The 18,017-nt window shown below is 70.2% G+C and carries 17 protein-coding genes and 1 other RNA gene; 4 read left to right on the plus strand and 14 right to left on the minus strand.

Annotated elements, in window-relative coordinates; translation table 11 throughout:
• Nucleotides 1-3: 3 nt before the first annotated feature.
• Both ACIBCK_RS05985 and ACIBCK_RS05990 read right to left on the minus strand, forming a co-directional pair.
• Nucleotides 4-666 (minus strand): hypothetical protein, encoded by a 663-nt coding sequence (locus ACIBCK_RS05985; RefSeq protein WP_399387047.1) that lies wholly within the window; start codon nt 664-666, stop codon nt 4-6.
• Nucleotides 667-900: 234 nt separating this feature from the next.
• Nucleotides 901-1,440, minus strand: a complete 540-nt coding sequence (locus tag ACIBCK_RS05990) for a MarR family winged helix-turn-helix transcriptional regulator (RefSeq protein ID WP_399387049.1) — start codon at nt 1,438-1,440, stop codon at nt 901-903.
• Between the two features lie 145 nt (nt 1,441-1,585).
• Between ACIBCK_RS05990 and ACIBCK_RS05995 the strand changes: the two genes are divergently transcribed.
• Both ACIBCK_RS05995 and ACIBCK_RS06000 read left to right on the plus strand, forming a co-directional pair.
• The gene (locus tag ACIBCK_RS05995) at nt 1,586-2,536 is read left to right on the plus strand and encodes an EamA family transporter (RefSeq protein ID WP_399387050.1); all 951 of its coding nucleotides are present in this window, start codon (nt 1,586-1,588) and stop codon (nt 2,534-2,536) included.
• A gap of 74 nt (nt 2,537-2,610) precedes the next feature.
• Nucleotides 2,611-3,258, plus strand: a complete 648-nt coding sequence (locus ACIBCK_RS06000) for an NAD(P)-dependent oxidoreductase (RefSeq protein ID WP_399387052.1) — start codon at nt 2,611-2,613, stop codon at nt 3,256-3,258.
• Between the two features lie 66 nt (nt 3,259-3,324).
• On the opposite strand, the gene ACIBCK_RS06005 is transcribed toward ACIBCK_RS06000, so the two are convergent.
• The 4 genes from ACIBCK_RS06005 to ACIBCK_RS06020 all read right to left on the minus strand — a co-directional run bounded on the left by ACIBCK_RS06005 (nt 3,325) and on the right by ACIBCK_RS06020 (nt 8,854).
• Nucleotides 3,325-4,611 carry an acyltransferase gene (locus ACIBCK_RS06005; RefSeq protein WP_399387054.1) on the minus strand — a complete coding sequence of 429 codons (1,287 nt, stop codon included), beginning with the start codon at nt 4,609-4,611 and terminating at the stop codon, nt 3,325-3,327.
• Nucleotides 4,608-6,902: a polysaccharide deacetylase family protein gene (locus ACIBCK_RS06010; protein WP_399387056.1), complete on the minus strand. Its 2,295-nt coding sequence runs from the start codon at nt 6,900-6,902 to the stop codon at nt 4,608-4,610. Before ACIBCK_RS06010 ends, ACIBCK_RS06005 begins: the two co-directional genes overlap by 4 nt.
• Nucleotides 6,899-7,489, minus strand: coding sequence for a hypothetical protein (locus tag ACIBCK_RS06015; RefSeq protein WP_399387058.1), 591 nt, complete (start codon nt 7,487-7,489; stop codon nt 6,899-6,901). Before ACIBCK_RS06015 ends, ACIBCK_RS06010 begins: the two co-directional genes overlap by 4 nt.
• A gap of 342 nt (nt 7,490-7,831) precedes the next feature.
• Nucleotides 7,832-8,854: a LysR family transcriptional regulator gene (locus tag ACIBCK_RS06020; protein WP_399387059.1), complete on the minus strand. Its 1,023-nt coding sequence runs from the start codon at nt 8,852-8,854 to the stop codon at nt 7,832-7,834.
• Between the two features lie 83 nt (nt 8,855-8,937).
• On the opposite strand from ACIBCK_RS06020, the gene ACIBCK_RS06025 reads away from it, so the two are divergent.
• The gene (locus ACIBCK_RS06025) at nt 8,938-10,257 is read left to right on the plus strand and encodes an MFS transporter (RefSeq protein ID WP_399387060.1); all 1,320 of its coding nucleotides are present in this window, start codon (nt 8,938-8,940) and stop codon (nt 10,255-10,257) included.
• On the opposite strand, the gene dacB is transcribed toward ACIBCK_RS06025, so the two are convergent.
• The 8 genes from dacB to ftsE all read right to left on the minus strand — a co-directional run bounded on the left by dacB (nt 10,181) and on the right by ftsE (nt 17,563).
• On the minus strand, nt 10,181-11,773 hold the full coding sequence (dacB, locus tag ACIBCK_RS06030; RefSeq protein WP_399387062.1) for a D-alanyl-D-alanine carboxypeptidase/D-alanyl-D-alanine-endopeptidase: 1,593 nt from the start codon (nt 11,771-11,773) through the stop codon (nt 10,181-10,183). The genes ACIBCK_RS06025 and dacB overlap by 77 nt on opposite strands.
• 573 nt (nt 11,774-12,346) lie before the next feature.
• Nucleotides 12,347-13,141 carry a collagen-like protein gene (locus tag ACIBCK_RS06035; RefSeq protein ID WP_399387064.1) on the minus strand — a complete coding sequence of 265 codons (795 nt, stop codon included), beginning with the start codon at nt 13,139-13,141 and terminating at the stop codon, nt 12,347-12,349.
• A complete protein-coding gene (locus ACIBCK_RS06040; protein WP_367042440.1) occupies nt 13,138-13,410 on the minus strand; it encodes a hypothetical protein in 273 nt (90 codons plus the stop codon). The genes ACIBCK_RS06035 and ACIBCK_RS06040 overlap by 4 nt, the downstream gene beginning before the upstream one ends.
• A gap of 182 nt (nt 13,411-13,592) precedes the next feature.
• Nucleotides 13,593-13,981, minus strand: a transfer-messenger RNA (tmRNA) gene (ssrA, locus tag ACIBCK_RS06045).
• A gap of 131 nt (nt 13,982-14,112) precedes the next feature.
• On the minus strand, nt 14,113-14,634 hold the full coding sequence (smpB, locus tag ACIBCK_RS06050) for an SsrA-binding protein SmpB (protein WP_399387066.1): 522 nt from the start codon (nt 14,632-14,634) through the stop codon (nt 14,113-14,115).
• Nucleotides 14,635-14,652: 18 nt separating this feature from the next.
• The gene (locus ACIBCK_RS06055; protein WP_399387067.1) at nt 14,653-15,834 is read right to left on the minus strand and encodes a S41 family peptidase; all 1,182 of its coding nucleotides are present in this window, start codon (nt 15,832-15,834) and stop codon (nt 14,653-14,655) included.
• Between the two features lie 78 nt (nt 15,835-15,912).
• A complete protein-coding gene (ftsX, locus tag ACIBCK_RS06060) occupies nt 15,913-16,830 on the minus strand; it encodes a permease-like cell division protein FtsX (RefSeq protein WP_399387069.1) in 918 nt (305 codons plus the stop codon).
• Between the two features lie 43 nt (nt 16,831-16,873).
• Nucleotides 16,874-17,563 carry a cell division ATP-binding protein FtsE gene (ftsE, locus tag ACIBCK_RS06065; protein ID WP_030788113.1) on the minus strand — a complete coding sequence of 230 codons (690 nt, stop codon included), beginning with the start codon at nt 17,561-17,563 and terminating at the stop codon, nt 16,874-16,876.
• 240 nt (nt 17,564-17,803) lie between these two features.
• Here ftsE and ACIBCK_RS06070 point away from each other — a divergent pair, with 240 nt between their 5' ends.
• Entirely contained in the window at nt 17,804-17,995 is a 192-nt protein-coding gene (locus tag ACIBCK_RS06070; protein ID WP_160505338.1) for a hypothetical protein, read from the plus strand.
• The last annotated feature ends 22 nt before the right edge of the window (nt 17,996-18,017 follow it).

Genomic DNA, 18,017 nt, shown 5'->3' on the forward strand with positions numbered 1-18,017 from the left:
GGTTCACCGCTTGCACCGCTTCGCTGCCGTCGTGGTCAACACGCTTGTGGTCTGCCAGACGCCGTCCTCGTTCTTCTCCAGTCGGGTGTTGTAGAAGGCATAGTCCTGGTCGGACTCCGGGATCGACCTGTCCACCTTGCCGGTCTTGCGATCCTTCGGATACGTCTTGCTGGTGTCCTCGCAGTACGTCACCGCGGCGGCGCCATCCTTGAGGAACGTGACCTCGCGGTCGTAATACCGGCTGGTCCCGACGAAGGTCTTGCCCCTCTTGTAGAAGCCCTGCACGTAGTCCGCCGCCGACAGCAACGCATTGCCCGACGAATAGAACTTCAGCGCCGGGTGCTCCTCGGCATCGACCGTGATCGCCTCGTCTAGCGAGGCAATCCTCCGCTCGTTGTCCGCGAGGATCGCATCCTTCTTCGGGTCGCCTGTCTTGCCGCCCTCGAAGACATGCTTTACGTCCTTAGGCAGCTTGATCGAGGGCCGCTCAATCCCGTCGTCGGACACCCTCGGCGACGGCGACTCTCTCTTCTCGTCGCCCGACCCCGCACCCGCGATCTTGTCGTTCTCCTTGGAGTCGCCATCGCCCCCTCCGCAAGCAGAAAGCGAAAGGACTGCGGCAGCAGTCAGGGTGGCCGCTGCGAGCAGGGTGGGTCGGCGGTTCACGGTCAGCTCCTGATGAGGCGAGGGTTCTCTGGAGTGAACCAAGCTATCCATGAGGCAAGGGCGACGTCACGTCGAGGTCCGCAGCCCGGGGAGACATAGGCGGGCATAGCACCTGTACGCGACCGGCGTTGACCGATACCCGTCGCTCAGCGCCGCCTGGCGATCACCATCAGGCGCGACCCTCGGCGCCCCCGACCCTTTGGTTCAGCGAAGTCATCGAGGCGCCTGCCGCGCTCAACCCAAGTGCGTATCCCCCAGCGACACCAACAACCTCCGCAGCGCCCCGTCCAGCGCCCGGCGGTCAGCTGCCGACAGGGGGGCCAGCATGCGTTCCTCGTTCGCCACGTGGTCCACCACCGCGCGGTCGACCAGCTCGCGGCCCGCCTCCGTCAGGCGGACCCGGATCGCCCGGCGGTCGGACGGGTCGGGGTGGCGTTCGATCAGGCCCTTGCGTTCCAGTTTGTCGAGGCGGTTGGTGATCGCGCCCGACGTCACCATGGCCGTCTTGAGGAGGCCGCCCGCCGTCAGCTCGTGCGGGGCGCCCACCCGGCGCAGGGTGGCCAGTACGTCGAACTCCGGGAATTCCAGGCCGTGTTCGGCGAAGATCGGCTTCATTCCCTTGCTCAGCAGGTGGTCCGCCCGCTTGATGCGGCCCACCAGTGCCATCGCGTCCAGGCCCGCCGCATCCATGTCCGGGCGCTCTCGGTGCCACTGGGCGCGCAGCTCATCGATGGCGTCGGTGTCAGCGACGCCGTCGGTCTTCGGGTCGGGCATTGGCTGGTCCATCCTCTCCTGCCCCAGGGTCCGCCGGCCGATCAGTTATCTCAATGTTCAGATACTTGACGTTCGTAGACCTAGGGGCTCATGATTATCTCAACGTTGAGAATAACAGCGTTCAGGGAAACCTAGGGGGAGCCTCATGTCCATCACCAGCCCGCGCGCCGGCACCGGCACCGCCGCCAGCCAGGCCACCGGCGAGCGTCGGCCCGCCCCCGCACCGCGTACCTCCGCTTTCGCCGCCGCCGGCCTCGCCGCCATCGGCCCCGCGACGTGGGGCACCACCTACGTCACGACCACCGAACTCCTGCCCCCGGACCGCCCCTTGCTCGCCGCGGCCCTGCGCGCGCTGCCCGCCGGGCTCATCCTTCTCGCCCTCACCCGGCGGCTGCCGAGCGGCGACTGGTGGTGGAAGGCGGGGGTTCTCGGGCTGCTCAACTTCGGGGCCTTCTTCCCGTTGCTGTTCTTCGGCGCCTACCACCTTCCCGGCGGCGTCGCCTCGACGGTCAGCGCCGTGATGCCGCTGCTCGTCGCGGGCTTCGGGATCGGTGTGCTGAAGGTGCGGCCCACGCGGCGCACGCTGATCGCCGGGCTCGTGGGGGTGGGCGGCGTCGGGCTGCTCGTGCTGCGCGGCAGCGCCTCCGTCGACCTCGCGGGCATCGTGGCCATGCTGGTCGCCACCACGCTCATGGCCCTCGCCGTCGTACTCAGCAAGCGCTGGGGGCGGCCGGACGGCGTCTCGTTGCTCGCTCTCACCGGGTGGCAACTCACCGCCGGCGGGCTGGTGTTGGCGCCGATCGCCCTCTCCTTCGAGGGGCTCCCCGACCACTTCACCGGGGCCAACCTCGCCGGTTACGCCTACCTCGGCATCATCGGCACCGCCGTCGCGTACGCCCTCTGGTTCCGCGGCATCGAGCGGCTCCCCGCGTCGTCCGTCTCGTTCCTGGGGCTCACCAACCCCGTGGTCGCCACCCTCGCCGGGCTGCTCCTGCTCGGGCAGACGCTCACCCTCTGGCAGCTCGCCGGGCTCGTACTCGTCGTGGCGAGCGTTCTGGTCGGGCAGGGCCGCCGCCGCAGGACCCGCAACTCGTAGCCCCGGGGCTACGAACTAACTCAGCACCCCTCCCCCTCACCCACCGCACCCACCGAACCCAAGGAGCAACCCCCATGCGCATCACCGTCTTCGGAGCAGCCGGAAACGTCGGCAGCCGCGTCGTCACCGAAGCCCTCACCCGCGGCCACGAGGTCACCGCCGTCGTCCGCGACCCCGCCCGCTTCGGCGAGCTCCACCCGGGCGCCACGCATCGCGCCGGTGACGCCGGAGTCCCCGAGCACGTCGCCGAGTTGAGCGCCGGGCAAGATCTCGTGGTGAACGCCACCAGACCCGCCCCCGGCCGCGAACCCGAACACGCAGCCATCAGCCGGGCCCTGCTCGCCGGCCTCGCCCGCGTCGACGGCGTACGCCTGCTGATCGTCGGCGGAGCGGGAAGCCTGACCGTGCCCGGCAGCGGCGGCGTCCTCGCCATCGACGACCCCGCCTACGTCCCCACCGCCTGGCGGCATATCGCCGAGGCCTCCAACGCCCAGTTCGACGCCGTCCGCACCGCCGACACCGAGGTCGACTGGACGTATCTGAGCCCGTCGGCCCTGCTCGAACCGGGCATCCGCACCGGCACCTACCGGCTCGGCGCCGACGAGCTGATCGTCGACGCCGACGGCAACTCGGCCATCTCCATGGAGGATCTGGCCGTGGCGGTCCTGGACGAGGCCGAACGCCCCAAGCACCACCGCACCCGCTTCACCGCCGGGTACTGACCGCCCCGCTCCAGCGGGCCCCGCCTCAGGCCCGCTGGAACTCCCGCTCAGCGCCCCCCGCGGAACTCAGCCCCGGTGCGCCCCGCCCCGCGAAGGCGCGGCAGAGCGCCGGGACTTGGCCCCGTTCGGCCACAGCCTCGGACTCCGCTTCGCCGCGAGGTCCTCGATCCACCCGACGGCCATCACCATCAGGCCGATCAACGGCCAGACCAGGACGGTCATCCACAACATGTACGTCGAGTCGAGCGCCGAGCTCCAGCGCTCGTCCTGCATGAACGGCAGGTCGTACGCCATGTCGATGATCGGCACCGTGGCCATGATCAGGAGGTTGTGCCAGAGATAGATCGTCACCGCTCGGTTGTTGGAGAGGGTGATGAGCTTGTCCCAGCTCTTCAGGCGGCCCGGCAGTTCCTGCCAGGACGGTGAGTACTGGAAGAGGATGACGACGAAGCCGAAGGACCAGGCCGCCTGGGCCAGCGGGATGTCGTTCAAATCCCAGCCGTCCGGGCCCAGATGGCCCGAGGCCCACCACAGGCCGAAGGCCATGATCAGGGCCGAGACCGACACCGCCACATAGCGCGGGACACGGGCGAGTACGCCCTCCTGGTGGGCCATGCCGAGGACCCAGCAGCTGCCGTACACCGCGAAGTCCGAGACCGCGTTGCCCGTCTCACCGGGGATCTTGACGATCTCCGTGGCCAGCACCGCCGTCAGGGCGAGCGGGGCGAAGAGCGTCGCCCACGGGACCCTGCGGAACGCCCACAGCAGGAGCGGCGATGCGATGACGAACCAGAGGTACGCGCGGAGGTACCAGAGCGGGCCCGCCGCCTGGGCCGGCCAGGTGTCCTCCAGGAGGCCCGCCTTGTCCCCGATGTGCCAGGGGAAGGGTGGGGCGCCGATCGGGAACACGTAGTTGACCAAGCTGACCAGGCCCCACGTGTCCCCGTGGTCCGGGTCCTTGGTGACGTTCCAGCCGCCGTAGAAGAGGAGGAAGAGCGCGACCGCGCTGAACGCCCACATGGGCGGGAGCAGTCGGCGTATCCGGCCTCTGATCACGCCCCATGCCGGGCGCTTCAGCGAGCGGGCCATCAGCGCGCCCGCCAGGGCGAACATCACGCCCATGGAGGGGAACAGGATCGTCAGCCAGGCCCAGCCGAACAGGTGGTAGATGACGACGCGGACCAGGGCCAGCGAGCGCAGTACGTCGAAGTAGCGGTCGCGGCCCGGCTTCTTGGGGGCGGCCGGGGTGGCCGGGGCGGCCGGAGGTGCCGTGGCCACCGGCGGAGCCGCGGTGGCCCAAGGGTCGGCGGCCTGCGCCGGCACCTGGGGCATCGGCTGCGTGGGGTAGGTCATGCGACGGGCCTCCGGTCAGGGCTGCCCGTCCGCTGCTGCGGAATCGAGGGCGGAGTTCCAAGGACGCCCGTGCGCCGGAGCTTCTGCCAGCGCAGGCGGCCTCCGGTCAGGGCGGTGATCCAGGACTGCAGCAGCACGACGTACATCAGCTGCCGGTAGAGGATCTGCTGGAGGGGCAGTGAGATCAGATGGGTCATGCGCTCGCGGTCGAGCCGGAAGGCGTACGCCGCGCACACCGCCTGGACGGCCAGCACGCCGAGCCACGCGATGATCGTCTTCTGGGTGGGGCCGAAGACCAGGCCGTAGAGCAGGAAGACGTCGATCAGGGGGGCCAGGAGCGGGGCCAGGACCATGAAGAGGGAGACCAGGGGCATGCCCACGCGGCCGAAGCGGCCCGAGGGACCGGACTCGATCACCGAGCGGCGGTGCTTCCAGATCGCCTGCATGGTGCCGTACGACCAGCGGTAGCGCTGCGACCACAGCTGCTGCACCGTCTCCGGCGCCTCGGTCCACGCGCGCGCCTTCTCGGCGTACACGACCCGCCAGCCGTCGCGGTGCATCGCCATCGTGATGTCGGTGTCCTCGGCGAGCGTGTCGTCGCTCATGCCACCGACCCGCTCCAGGGCCGAGCGCCGGAAGGCTCCCACGGCGCCGGGGATGGTCGGCATGCAGCCGAGCATGTCGTACATCCGGCGGTCGAGGTTGAAGCCCATCACGTACTCGATGTGCTGCCAGGCGCCGATCAGCGAGTCCCTGTTGCCGACCTTCGCATTGCCCGCGACGGCGCCCACGCGCGGGTCGCCGAACGGCTGCACCAGCTCGCGCACGGTGGACTGCTCGAAGACCGTGTCGCCGTCCATCATCACGATGAGGTCGTAACGGGCGTTGGCTATACCGCGGTTGAGGGCGGCGGGCTTGCCCGCGTTCTGCTGCCGTACGACGCGTACGTTCGGCAGGCGGAGTCCCTCGACGATCAGCGCGGTGCCGTCGGACGAGCCGTCGTCGATGACGATGATCTCGATGGGGTGGTCGCTCGTCATCAGTGAACGGACCGTGGCCTCGATGCACTTGGCCTCGTTGTAGGCGGGCACGAGGACCGACACCGGTTCGGTGATGTCGGGGCCCCAGCGGAAGCCACGCCTGCGCACCTTGCGCGCGTGCACCGCGGAGAGCAGCAGCATCATGCCGAAGCGGAGCATGACCAGGGACCCGATCACGGCGAGGGCCACGACGAGTACGCCGGTGATCTTCTCCGACGCCCCGACCAGGAAGACCCAGGCCTTGCCCTTCCACAGGTCGAGGCCGCTGACCGGCGCGTGCGCGCTGGGAGCGTCCAGGGCCTCGGTGAGGTTGGTGAACTGATAGCCCTTGTCCCGCAGATCGGGCAGGAACGTGTCCAGCGCGGCCACCGTCTGCGAACGGTCGCCTCCGGAGTCGTGCATCAGGACGATGGCGCCCTCGCCGTCCTTGGGCGTGGCCCGGCGGATGATCTCGTCGACGCCGGGGCGCTTCCAGTCCTCGCTGTCGGTGTTGTTGACGACGGTGAGGTAGCCGCGGCTGCCTATGTACTTCGTCACCGGCCAGGACTCGTTGTCCATGGCGTCGGAGAACGAGGAGTACGGCGGGCGAAAGAGGGAGGTGCGGACACCGGCGGCGCCCGCGAGGGCGAGCTGGTTCTGCGAGAGCTCCCGGTCGATGCGGCTCTTGGACTGGTACGACAGGTCGGGGTGGTTGAACGTGTGCAGGCCGACTTCGTGGCCCTCGTCCACCATGCGCTCGACCAGGTCGGGGTGGCGCGATGCCATCGTGCCGGTGACGAAGAAGACGCCGTGCGCCTGGTGCTTCTTCAGTACGTCGAGGACCTTGGGCGTCCACTCCGGGTCGGGACCGTCGTCGAAGGTCAGCACGAGGCGGTGCCGGGGCACGCTCAGCGTCTCCTCGTGGCCGCCGCGGGTGTCGATGACCGGGCCGCCGCCTTCGAGGATCTTCTTCGGGACCTGGTCGGTGGCCGCGGGCGGGCGCACGCGGTGATCGGCGAGGATCTCGCTGTGGGTGTAGCCGCGCAGCATGAGCATCGCCATCAGGGCGACCAGGAGGAGCAGGGGCAGGAGATAGCGCAGGGGCAGCCTGCGTCGCTTGCCGCCGCGGGCCGGCTGGGCGCGGCGTCGGCCGCCGCCACCGCCGCCACGGGTCTGGGCGCGGGCGTTCCTGTTCTGGGCGCGGGCGTTCCGGGGCTGGGCGTGACTGTGCCGGGAGCCGGCGGACCGGCCCCTGTTGGTGCGGGTGTTCATAGCTGTGCGCCCTCCGAGGGCTGCTGGCCTGCGCCTCGCGGGGACAGCTGACCGGCCGCCCGGACGCTCTGCGGGGACTGTTGATCGGCGGCGGACTGCACGGCGGGGACTTCGCCGCCGCCTCCGGACGCGCCGGGCGGGGTCTCGGTCGACGGGTCCGGGTCCGGCGTCGTGGGGTCGTCGGTCGGGTCCGGGTCCGGGTCCGGCTTCGGGGGGTCGTCGGTCGGGTCGGGGTCCCCGCCGCCGTCCGTGGGGTCGGGGTCGGGCTTGCCGCCGCCGTCCGTGGGGTCGGGGTCGGGCGATTCGCCCGGCTCGGTCTTGCCGTCCTTCGTCTTCGACGGGTCGGGCTTGCCGTCGTCGCCGGTCGCCGGAGCGGTGGTGCCGCTCTCCGACGCTCCGGGTGACGGGGTCGCGCCGGGTGAGGCGGAGGGGTCGAGGGAGTCGGCCGGGCGGTTCGGTGTGTCCACCTTGCTCGCCGGCTTCTCGTCCTTGGGGTTGATCGGCAGCCAGGGCGCACTGGAGTTGCCCGAGAGCAGGGTGCTCACGATGATCACCGCGTAGACGGCGCAGGCTATGCCGACGGTCACGCCTATCCGGCGGTACCTCCGGCTGCGGCGGCCCGTCTCGTCGACGAAAACCGGCCCGTCAGGCGCATTCTGGTCACTCTCGGCGGCAAGATCCGCCAGCTGTCGCCCCACCCCGTCGATCTGAACGGTGACCTCGTTCGGATCATGGGTGTGTTCCGGTAGGGCACCTTCTCGCCAATTCTCCATGCGTACGCACAACCCCCCACATAACCTGACTCGGGCGCGCACGACTCCGGGCAAACTTGCCGTCGGACCGGGCCCCCACCCGGCCCGAGCGCCCCCCTATCACACCGCGCCCGGACCATGAATGTAGCGCACGGCGGTGACAGTCGTACTAATCCTTCAATCCAGGCTCATCATGATGAGTGCATCCGTGGCCGGAACCCACCCGTCCCCGGGCCTTCGCAACCACCCCTCGGCAGCGGACAGCTCGGCCGCCGCCGCACGCAGAGCGTCGACCCCCGGGTGCGCGAGCCCCTTTCTCCACACCAGGGACACAGGTGACAGTGGTACGGGGTCGATCAGCGGCCGCAGGACCGATTCGGGCATGGCCGGAAACTCCACCACGGTGAGCACCGGGGTCCGGTTCTTGGCCATGATCCGCCCGAACTCCTCGGTGCCCACCGCGAGGGGCGCGGGCGCCGCCGCCTCGATCCCGCGTCCCTCGAAAAGGCGATGCGCGAGGTCCGTCCACTCCAGCGTCCGCGGGTTTCCCGCCCCCGCGTACACGCTCTCCCCCGCGAGCGCGCCGAGCGGCACCGCGTCGAGCTCGGCCAAGGGGTGGCCGAGCGGCAGCAGGACCGCCATCGGTTCGTACCGCACGGGCTGGTGGGCGAGCCGTGCCCGCACCGCGGGTTCGAGCCCGGCGTACCGCCCGAAGGAGACGTCGAGCCGCCCGGCAAGGATCTCGGCTGCGGCCCCGGTGAGTCCGCTCTCGAAGCGGGCCATCAGCTCACACTCCGGGACGAGTTCGCGGGCCCTCGCCAGGACGCGGCCACAGGTGAGCCCCGGGCTGTTCAGGTCCACGAGCAGCGGACGCGCCGCGCCTCCGCTTCCCGTGCCGCGCGCGAAGGCCGCCGTCAGGTCGTCCTGGGCCTCGATGAGCCGCCGCGCGTACGGCAGCAGCCGCTCGCCTTCGGCGGTCAGCGTTACGTGCCGCGTCGTCCGTACGAACAGCTCGGCCCCCAACTCCCGTTCCAGGCGCCGCACATCGCGGCTGAGCGCCTGCTGGGCGACGTACAGCCTGGCGGCGGCCCGCGTGAAGTGCAGCTCTTCGGAGACGGCCAGGAAGGCGCGCAGGAGGCGGGGGGCCAGGTCGCGGGGCGCACCGGGTATGCGGGGTTGTGCCCGCGGCTCTGCTGTCACCCCGGGAACTTACAACGGGAGTGCGTGAGTCGGGCCCCAGAAGGTGTTGGACCCCGCAGCACCGCCGCGGTGAGGGTGATCCCATGCCGCCCGCCGAATCCCCTGGGCCCCACGAGCCCCGCCGATCCCGCCCGCCCCGCACGCCCCGCACGCCCCGCCGCAACCCTTACGCCCGCCTCTTCCGCATACCCGGAGCCACCGCCTTCACCATCGGCAACCTCATCGCCCGCCTCCCCATGGGCATGTTCAGCGTGAGCGCCGTCATCATGATCGCCGGAGCACGCGGTTCGTACGCGCTCGCCGGCGCCGTCACCGCCACGGGCCTCGCCGCGACCGCCGTCGTGGCCCCCTGGACGGCCCGCCTCGTCGACCGGCACGGCCAGGCGCGGATCGCCGTCCCGGCCACCGCGATCGCCGCGCTCGGCTCCCTCTCCCTGCTGCTGTGCGTGCACTACGGGGCGCCCGACTGGACCCTCTTCGCCTCGTACGCCGCGACGGCCACCACGCCCAACACGGGCGGCATGTCCCGGGCCCGCTGGGCGCACCTCCTGAAGGACGACGAGCGGGCCGTGCACACCGCCAACTCTTTCGAACAGGCAGCGGACGAGCTGTGCTTCATGCTCGGCCCCGTCCTCGCTGCCTTCCTGTGCGGGGCGCTCTTCCCGGAAGCGGGCACCCTCATCGGAGTCGTGCTGCTCCTGACCGGCGTGCTGCTCTTCGCCGCGCAGCGCGGGACCGAACCGCCGCCCCGGGGACGTACGACGGACAAGGAGAAGTCACCCCTCCACGCGCGCGGGATGCCCACATTGCTCGCCGCCTTCCTCGCCACCGGCGCCGTCTTCGGCTCGATGGAGGTCGTGACGATCGCCTACGCCGATGCCCAGGGCCACAAGGCAGCCGCGGGCGTGATCCTCGCGCTCCAGGCCGCGGGCTCCTGTGCGGCGGGCCTCCTCTACGGGGCGGTCGGGTACGGGGCGGTCGGGCCGGGCGGGTCCGCGCACCGCCGTCATGTCCTGTGCGCCACCGCGATGGCGGCCCTGATGACGCTGCCGCTCCTGGCGGCCACGCTCACCGGCTCGCTCCTTGTGCTCGCCGGGGCTCTCCTTGTCGCCGGAATGGCGACGGCCCCGACGATGGTCACCGGCATGAGCCTGATCCAACAGCGCACCCCCGAGGGCCGGTTGAACGAGGGCATGACCCTCGCCGTCACCGGTCTCCTCGGAGGCATCGCCTGCGGCGCCGCGGCCGGCGGCTGGATGGTCGAACACTTGAGTCCCGCCGGGGGCTACGCGGTCCCGGTCACCGCCGCGTGCTGCGCGCTGCTGCTCAGCATCGCGCAGGCTTGCGCCACGAGCACTCCAGGTCCCCGCTCGGCTCGGCCGCACGCTCCGAGCGCGGTTTGACCAACACGGCCCTGTCCTCCGTCGACTTGGCGAGCGTCACGACGATCGCGTCCTCCAGGGCCTTCACCGACGACGGCATGTAGTTGTTCAGGATGATGCTGAACACCAGCTCACGCCCGCCCGCGTCCTTCACGTACCCGGAAAGAGCGGACGCCCCGGTCAACGACCCTGTCTTCGCCCTTACGTTGAGGGCCGCCGGCGTTCCGCACATCCGGGTGCGCAGGGTGCCGCCGACGAACTTGTCCGGGTCGCAGGCCACCGGAAGCGACTTGTACCAGTCGGCGTACCAGGGCTCGTCCTGCGCCGAGAGCAACAGCTCGGTCAGCTGATCGGCGGGGGCGTTGTTCTTGCGCGAGAGGCCGGAGCCGTCGACGTGGCGAAGCTTGCCGGGGTCGACACCGGCGGTCTTCAAGTAGCCACCGATGGCGGCGAGTCCGTCCGGCCAGCTGCCGGGCCGCCCTGTCGACTCGTACCCCATGGTCTTCGTGAGGTTCTCCGCGTGCATGTTGTTGGAGAGCTTCATGAAGGGGATCATCAGCTCCTTCAGGGGCATGGAGTCGTGCGACGCGAGCCGCCGCGCGCCCTTGGGGGTGGCGATCCCGGCCTTGGTGGGCCCGCTCACCCGCACTCCGTGCGCCTTCAGGGCGTCACGGAAGATGGCGGCGGCGTATCCGGTGGGCTCCCACACGGTGATCCACTCCTTGGTGGCATCACCTCCCATGGGAACGGTGCCGGTGACCGTGATGGTGTTCGTGCCGTGCTCACGCTCGATGGTGAGCGTGTCCTCGCCGCCGGCGGGGACGGTTCTGGCGCTGTTGTCGACGTCGACGTAGTCCGTCTTCGGCGTCACCGACACCTTGGGCCTGTCCCCGGGCTTCGCGCCGGGCGAGGCCTCGACGATGACCGTCCCGGTGTCGTAGTCGGTGTCCGGGGCGACGCTCAGCGGGGAGATCTGGGCGGCGTAGTACGCGAATTCGTCGTCGCCGGCCCAGGTGTCGCCGATGCGCCGGTCGTCGAACCGGGTGTCGTCCGCGACGAGGCGCCCGGAGACCTTCCGGACGCCTGAGTCTGCGATTTTCTCGGCCAGCCGTCCGTAGTCCTCGGCGAGGGTCGTCGGATCGCCGGCGCCGCGCAGGTACAGGTTTCCGGAGAGGGTGGTGCCGCGCCGCTTGCCGTCGGTTAGCACATCGGTGGTGAAGCGGTAGTCGGGGCCGAGCCGTTCCATGGCGGCCGTCGACGTCAGGAGCTTGGTGTTGGACGCGGGCATCAGGCGCCCGCTGGGCAGGTGTTGGTAGAGCACGTCGCCGGACGCGGCGTCGGCGACGACGACACTCGCCGCGCCGCCCTCCATCCGGGGATCGCCGAGGATGGTGTCGATGGCCTCGGGCAGGCCGCTGCGTTCGGAATCCGCCCCGGCGGGCGAACTGACGGAGAGGGTGGCCGCCGCGACGCCGAGCACGGCGGGCCAGATCCAGTGGCGCATACGGACGTTGACGCGTCTCACGGGTCTACTCATGACCCAGCAGCATCCCCGACTCCCCGCCCCTACAACAGCCCCCACTCCGGTCGACTACACCGACACGCCACATCTGCCACCGCCACCCGGCCCGCCCAGCGCGGCCGCCGGGCACGTCACCGCGTGCCGGGAGCAGACGCGGGGCGAGTCCCGGCCGCGGTACGTGAACGCCACGGCGGGCGCGCCCCGGCCGGGGGGCCGCTGGGCGGGGGCGGCTCGCCCCGCGCAGGCGTGGCGGCCCGCTTCGGCCCGGTGATGGGCTGCGGCCCCCCTCAGCCCATCAGCGAACGGCAGGAGGGGGAACCCCGCCCGCGAGCAGACCGGGGGCGGGGGCGGCTCCTCGCCGGCTGCCCGCGGGCAGGGGCGGCTCGCCTCGCGGACACGCGGCGGCCCACTTCAGCCCAGCGATGGGCTGCGGACCCCGCAACCCACCAGCGGGCAGCCGGAGCGGACACCCCGTCCCGCGGTCAGCCCGGGGGCGGGGGCGGCTCGCGGGCAGCCCGGGGCAGGGGCCACCCCGCAGGCTGCCCGCAGCAGGGGTCACCCCGCTGATAACAACCCCCGCGCCCGCCCTCAGTCCGAAGCGTCCGCGTCGCTGCGGCGGCGGGGCAGCAGTGTGGCCAGGAGCAGGATCGCGGGGGCCGGGTCCGAGGGGGTTATGGCGGCTCGGCGGCAGACCAGGGCGTCCGGGTCGGCCTGGGACTGCTGGAGGCTGTAGCCGTCGGGGCAGTTGGGGCCCGCGGCGCCCGACTCGCCCTTGGGGCCGCGCTCGCCGCGCGGTCCCGCGGGGCCCGCCGGGCCTTCGGGGCCCGCGGCGCCGCCCGCACCGTCGGAGCCGCGGGAGCCGTCAGCGCCGTTGGCGCCGTCGGCTCCCGGAGGGCCCGCCGCTCCCGCCGGTCCCTCCGGGCCCCGCTCGCCGTCCGCGCCGTCCTTACCGGCCGCGCCGTCGCCACCCTCCGCTCCCGGTTCACCGGCCTCCCCCGGCTCACCCTGCTCCCCCTTGCGGCCGCCGTTCCCCGGCGTCCCCTTCTCCCCCGGCTTCCCGTCCTCGCCCGGTGATCCCGCGGCGCCGGGCGAACCCGGGACCCGCACCCGGGAGACGAGATCATCGACGGCGTCGGAGGGGTCCGGCGCCGCCGGGGTGTCGCCATGGGAGCGGACCTGCGCGCGCAGGGTCCGTACATCACGGGCCAGGGTGGACACGGCCTCGCCCCGCCGGTCCGCCTCGGTGGCGAGCCGGTCGGCACGGCGGTCGCCGGCGTCGATACGGGCCCACAGCAGCGCCGCGACACCGCAGAGCGCGACCAGCACACAGACGAGGAACACGGTGCGCCAACGGCGGGCCAGGAGTCGCTCGAGCTGGATCACGGAGTGCCTCCGAGCCGTTGGTTGGCGATGAGCAGCCGGGCGATCTCGCTCTGGTCGTGAACGTGCAGAGCATTCAACTCAGCGAGTTTCGTGTCGCGTTCAGCGACCTGCCGCTCCAACCGGTCTCGCTCGGTCTGCAGCTTTTCCGTAAGACTGGAAAAGCCCATGAGCGCGTTCTCACCGCGCTTACCGAGATAGGCCACCACTGCCGCGCCGAGAACCCCGAGGCTGGCGAGAAGGGAACCTAAGAGAGTGATGGTGGCATCCAAGCGACTGCCTCCTGCACCTTGCGTACTCGGCCGGACTTCCGTGCCGCCCGGCCGTTCGGGAACCTGCACTCGGTTGCAGTAACGAGTCACATGCCCAGAAGATGTGCCCCAGTGTTCCGTGCCCCGCACACGGAAAAAGCCCCCTGGCCTGGTGGCCAGGAGGCTTAGACCTCACATGGGAATTGTGGAGATGGCGGGAATCGAACCCGCGTCCAACGGTGCAAAAGGAGGGCTTCTCCGAGCGCAGTTCGCTTCGATTTTCTCGGCCCCGGCGATCTCGCGAACAAGTCTCCGACGGGCCCAGTCACTGTTTGATTTCCCATCGAACCCCGTGACCGGGCTCGATGGTTTAGTTCCCTAGATTATGCCAGGGTCCGGGTCGGGAACACCCCCGGGCTGACACCCATTAAGGGTCCTTCACTCACCGCTAATTAAGCAGCGAGGGCGAAGGACTGGGAATCGCTCTTGGAATTGGCGATTATTGGTTGCGACATATGGTTTACGAGATCATTGCCGCTTCCTCGGCTCGCTTCCCCTGCTTCGACATCCGCTGTCGAAACCGATCATCCCCATGTTGTTTTTTCAATAGCCGCCCCGGCTGTGCGGGGCAGTGCCCATCGTACGTGACCAACGCCCGACGGGGCCAGCCAATTCCCGCGCGCCCCACCAGGACCCCTCGGGGACCCACGGGGAGCCCCCGGGCTAGGCGCCGCGCTGGCGCCGCTTGGCCGCCTCGATGGCGCGGTTCGTCTCGCGCAGGTCCTGCTTCTCCTTGAGCGTCTGACGCTTGTCGTACTCCTTCTTGCCCTTGGCAAGGGCGATCTCGACCTTGACCCGGCTGTCCTTGAAGTACAGGGCCAGGGGCACGATCGTGTGACCCGTCTCCTGCGACTTGGACTCCAGCTTGTCGATCTCCGCGCGGTGCAGCAGCAGCTTGCGCTTACGCGTGGCGGAGTGGTTGGTCCACGTGCCCTGCACGTACTCCGGGACGTGGATGTTGTGCAGCCACGCCTCGCCGTGGTCGATGTGCACGAAGCCGTCCACCAGGGAGGCCCTGCCCATCCGCAGCGACTTGACCTCGGTGCCCATGAGCACCAGGCCGCACTCGTACGTGTCCAGGATGTGGTAGTCGTGCCGCGCCTTCTTGTTCTGCGCGACGATCTTCTTGCTGGGGGCCTTCTCGGCGGCCTTGGCAGCCTTGCGCTTTACCTTTTCCTTCGCCATAGTGCGGCCATTTTCGCACTACGAGGGGGGTCCGAGGCCAGTCAATACTGTCTCGGCCCGCGTCTCGGCGCCGTCCTCGACCTCCAGGTCCGGCGTGATGCCCCTGCCGTCGACCGCCTGCCCCGAAGGAGTGCGGTAGTGCCCGACCGTCAGCTCGGCGACCGAGCCGTCGGGCAGCCGGCTCGGCATCTGGACCGAGCCCTTGCCGAACGTCTTCGAGCCCACCACGACCGCGCGGCCACGGTCCTGCAGGGCGCCCGTGAGGAGTTCGGCCGCGCTCATCGTGCCGCCGTCGACCAGCGCGACCACCGGCCTGGTGGTGTCACCGCCCCGCTGGGCGTGCAGGGCCTTCTGCCGCCCGCGTACGTCGTACGTCGCCACCAGGCCTCCGTCGACGAGACCCGACGCGGCGGTCACCGCCTCCGCCACCAGGCCCCCGGAGTTGCCGCGCAGGTCCAGCAGGATGCCGGCGCCCTCGGGCGCCTCTCGCACTGCGGACCGCACGCGCTCGCCGGCCCCCTTGGTGAAGGCCTCGACCTTGATCATGACGGCGCCGCCCGCGAGCTGCGTGACCGTGACGGAGTCCGTGGAGAGGCGGGCCCGGTGCAGTGTCTCGGTCCACGCGCGCGTGCCCCGCTCCAGGCCGAGCTCGACCGGGGTGCCGGCGCGGGCGCCACGCAGCAGGGACACCACCTCGGTGACGGGACGTCCCGCCACGCGCTTGCCGTCGATGCTCCTGAGCCGATCGCCCTCGCGGATGCCGGCCTGATCGGCGGGGCCGCCGGGCTGGACCCGGGAGACCTCGATGCGCCCGTCCTCCGCGCGCCGTGCCCAGAGACCGACGCCGGTGTACGCGCCGTCGAGGGCCTGCTCGAACTCCCGGTACTCCCCGGGGGAGTACACCGAACCCCAGCGGTCGCCGCTGCGGCTGACGACTTCCTCCGCGGCCTTCTTGCCGGACTTGCCGTCGGCCATCGCCTCGGCCGCCGCGTCGGCGGCCTGGTCGGCGGCGTCACCGGACGAGGCGACGGAACGGGCGGACGGCGCGGGCGACTTCCGGCCTTCCCCGGATGCCTCGCTCCAGGACCCCGTGGCCGCACCGGTGGCGAGCACGCTCGCGAACACCAATGTCAGGGCCGCCCCGCGGCGGATACGGCGGGGCCGGGAGAGCAGTTCACAGAACCGGTCGGGGCCTGACATGCCGGTGAGTCTAGGACAACGAAGGGCGCCGCACGGCCGGTTGAACCGTACGACGCCCTTCGGAACAGGCGGGTCTTGTCACACCTTGAGGTACTTGCGCAACGCGAAGAACGCGGCAAGCGCGGGCATCAGCAGGCCGATGGCGAGCACCAGCGGCAGCTTGGCGAGGACCGCGTCCCACCCGATGAAATCGATCAGATTCATCTTCTCGGAGAGCGCAAGGCCGTGATCGATGAGGAAGTACCGCCCTACGAGGAGCATCCCGCAGGCGAGAGCGCCACCGATGAGGCCGGCGACGGCGGCCTCCATGATGAACGGCATCTGGATGTAGAAGCTGGACGCGCCGACGAGCCGCATGATGCCGGTTTCACGTCTGCGGCTGAACGCCGATACGCGCACGGTGTTGACGATCAGCATCAGCGCGACGACGAGCATCAGCGCCATCACCGCGAGCGCCGCCCAGTTCATGCCGTTGAGCAGCTCGAAGAGGCTGTCCAGAGTGTCCTTCTGGTCCTCCACGGACTGCACGCCGTCACGCCCGGAGAAGGCGGTCGCGACCACCTGGTACTTCTCCGGGTCCTTCAGCTTGACGCGGTACGACTCCTGCATCTGGTCCGGCGTGAGGGAGCTGGACAGCGGGGAGTCGCCGAACTGCTCCTTGTAGTGCTTGTACGCCTGGTCGGCCGATTCGTACTGCACCGTGTCGACGACGGGCATCTTCTTCAGATCGGTCTTGATCTGGTCCTTCTGCTCGTTCGTCACCGCGCCCTTGGCGCACTTCGGGTCCTGCTCCGCGTCCCCCTTGTTGCAGAGGTAGATCGAGACGTTGACCTTGTCGTACCAGTAGCCCTTCATCGTGCTCACCTGGTCACGCATGAGCAGCGAGCCGCCGAACAGGGCGAGCGAGAGCGCTACGGAGACGATGACCGCGAAGGTCATCGTGAGATTACGGCGGAGACCGACGCCGATCTCCGACAGGACGAACTGGGCGCGCATGGCTCCCTTTCAGTGGATCAGTGCGATGGATCAGTACGGGTCGTCAGTGCTGGTAGCCGTAGACGCCGCGCGACTGGTCGCGGACGAGACGGCCCTTCTCCAGCTCGATGACCCGCTTGCGCATCTGGTCCACGATCTGCTGGTCGTGGGTCGCCATGACGACGGTCGTGCCGGTCCGGTTGATCCGGTCGAGCAGCTTCATGATGCCGACCGACGTCTGCGGGTCGAGGTTGCCGGTCGGCTCGTCGGCGATGAGGAGCTTCGGGCGGTTGACGAAGGCGCGCGCGATCGCCACCCGCTGCTGCTCACCACCGGAGAGCTCGCCGGGCATCCGGTCCTCCTTGCCGCCGAGGCCGACGAGGTCGAGGACCTGGGGCACGGACTTGCGGATCTCGCCACGGGACTTGCCGATGACTTCCTGCGCGAAGGCGACGTTCTCGCCCACGGTCTTGTTCGGAAGGAGGCGGAAGTCCTGGAAGACGGTGCCCAACTGGCGCCGCATGTGCGGCACCTTGAAGTTGGAGAGGCGCGCGAGGTCCTTGCCGAGGACGTGCACCTGGCCGTGGCTGGTGCGCTCCTCGCGCAGGACGAGACGCAGGAAGGTGGACTTTCCGGAGCCGGAGGAGCCCACCAGGAAGACGAACTCGCCCTTTTCGATCTCCAGGGAGACGTCCCGGAGGGCGGGCCGGGTCTGCTTGGGGTAGGCCTTGGAGACGTTGTCGAATCGGATCACGGATGCACCACGGGTCGCCGGGGGTAGGTGAGCGTGACCATACGCGAAGCCGGTACGCGAGCGCAGTCAGCGTCCTGAGTTGCGCGAATTGTCGCGGATGTACCACGGAACGTAACAGTCTGAAACCGGCGAGGACAGGCGGGCCGCGCCGAAATTCGTGGAAGCTGGCACAGTGGTAGGGGGAACGGTTGGGTTCCCTCCAGCGTTGGGCAGGCTGTAACTGTGCGGGAGGAGAAGCGCATGACCCATGACAGGTTGGTGTGCGCGAACTGCGCGGGGCCCGTGAGTGAAGGCCGCTGCCCCGTCTGCCGGGCCAGCCGCGAGCGCCTGCAGCAGGAGGGACCGTTCGGCGGTCTCAGCCCTGCGGCCCTGATAGGGGTGCTCGTCGTGCTGATCGCGGCGGTGGCCCTGCTGGCGCACCAGACCGCTTGACGCGCCAGGAGGCGCGTTCAAG

It is taken from the genome of Streptomyces sp. NPDC051218 (genome assembly GCF_044455475.1).
Lineage (GTDB): Bacteria > Actinomycetota > Actinomycetes > Streptomycetales > Streptomycetaceae > Streptomyces.

Bases quoted from the DNA above. Each gene is read 5' to 3' on its own strand.
- ftsX (WP_399387069.1), bottom strand. From the start codon at position 16,830: ATGCGCGCCCAGTTCGTCCTGTCGGAGATCGGCGTCGGTCTCCGCCGT.
- ACIBCK_RS06055 (WP_399387067.1), bottom strand. From the start codon at position 15,834: ATGTCAGGCCCCGACCGGTTCTGTGAACTGCTCTCCCGGCCCCGCCGT.
- ACIBCK_RS06000 (WP_399387052.1), top strand. From the start codon at position 2,611: ATGCGCATCACCGTCTTCGGAGCAGCCGGAAACGTCGGCAGCCGCGTC.
- ACIBCK_RS05995 (WP_399387050.1), top strand. From the start codon at position 1,586: ATGTCCATCACCAGCCCGCGCGCCGGCACCGGCACCGCCGCCAGCCAG.
- ACIBCK_RS05990 (WP_399387049.1), bottom strand. From the start codon at position 1,440: ATGCCCGACCCGAAGACCGACGGCGTCGCTGACACCGACGCCATCGAT.
- ACIBCK_RS06070 (WP_160505338.1), top strand. From the start codon at position 17,804: ATGACCCATGACAGGTTGGTGTGCGCGAACTGCGCGGGGCCCGTGAGT.
- ACIBCK_RS06005 (WP_399387054.1), bottom strand. From the start codon at position 4,611: ATGACCTACCCCACGCAGCCGATGCCCCAGGTGCCGGCGCAGGCCGCC.
- ACIBCK_RS06025 (WP_399387060.1), top strand. From the start codon at position 8,938: ATGCCGCCCGCCGAATCCCCTGGGCCCCACGAGCCCCGCCGATCCCGC.
- dacB (WP_399387062.1), bottom strand. From the start codon at position 11,773: ATGAGTAGACCCGTGAGACGCGTCAACGTCCGTATGCGCCACTGGATC.
- smpB (WP_399387066.1), bottom strand. From the start codon at position 14,634: ATGGCGAAGGAAAAGGTAAAGCGCAAGGCTGCCAAGGCCGCCGAGAAG.
- ACIBCK_RS06010 (WP_399387056.1), bottom strand. From the start codon at position 6,902: ATGAACACCCGCACCAACAGGGGCCGGTCCGCCGGCTCCCGGCACAGT.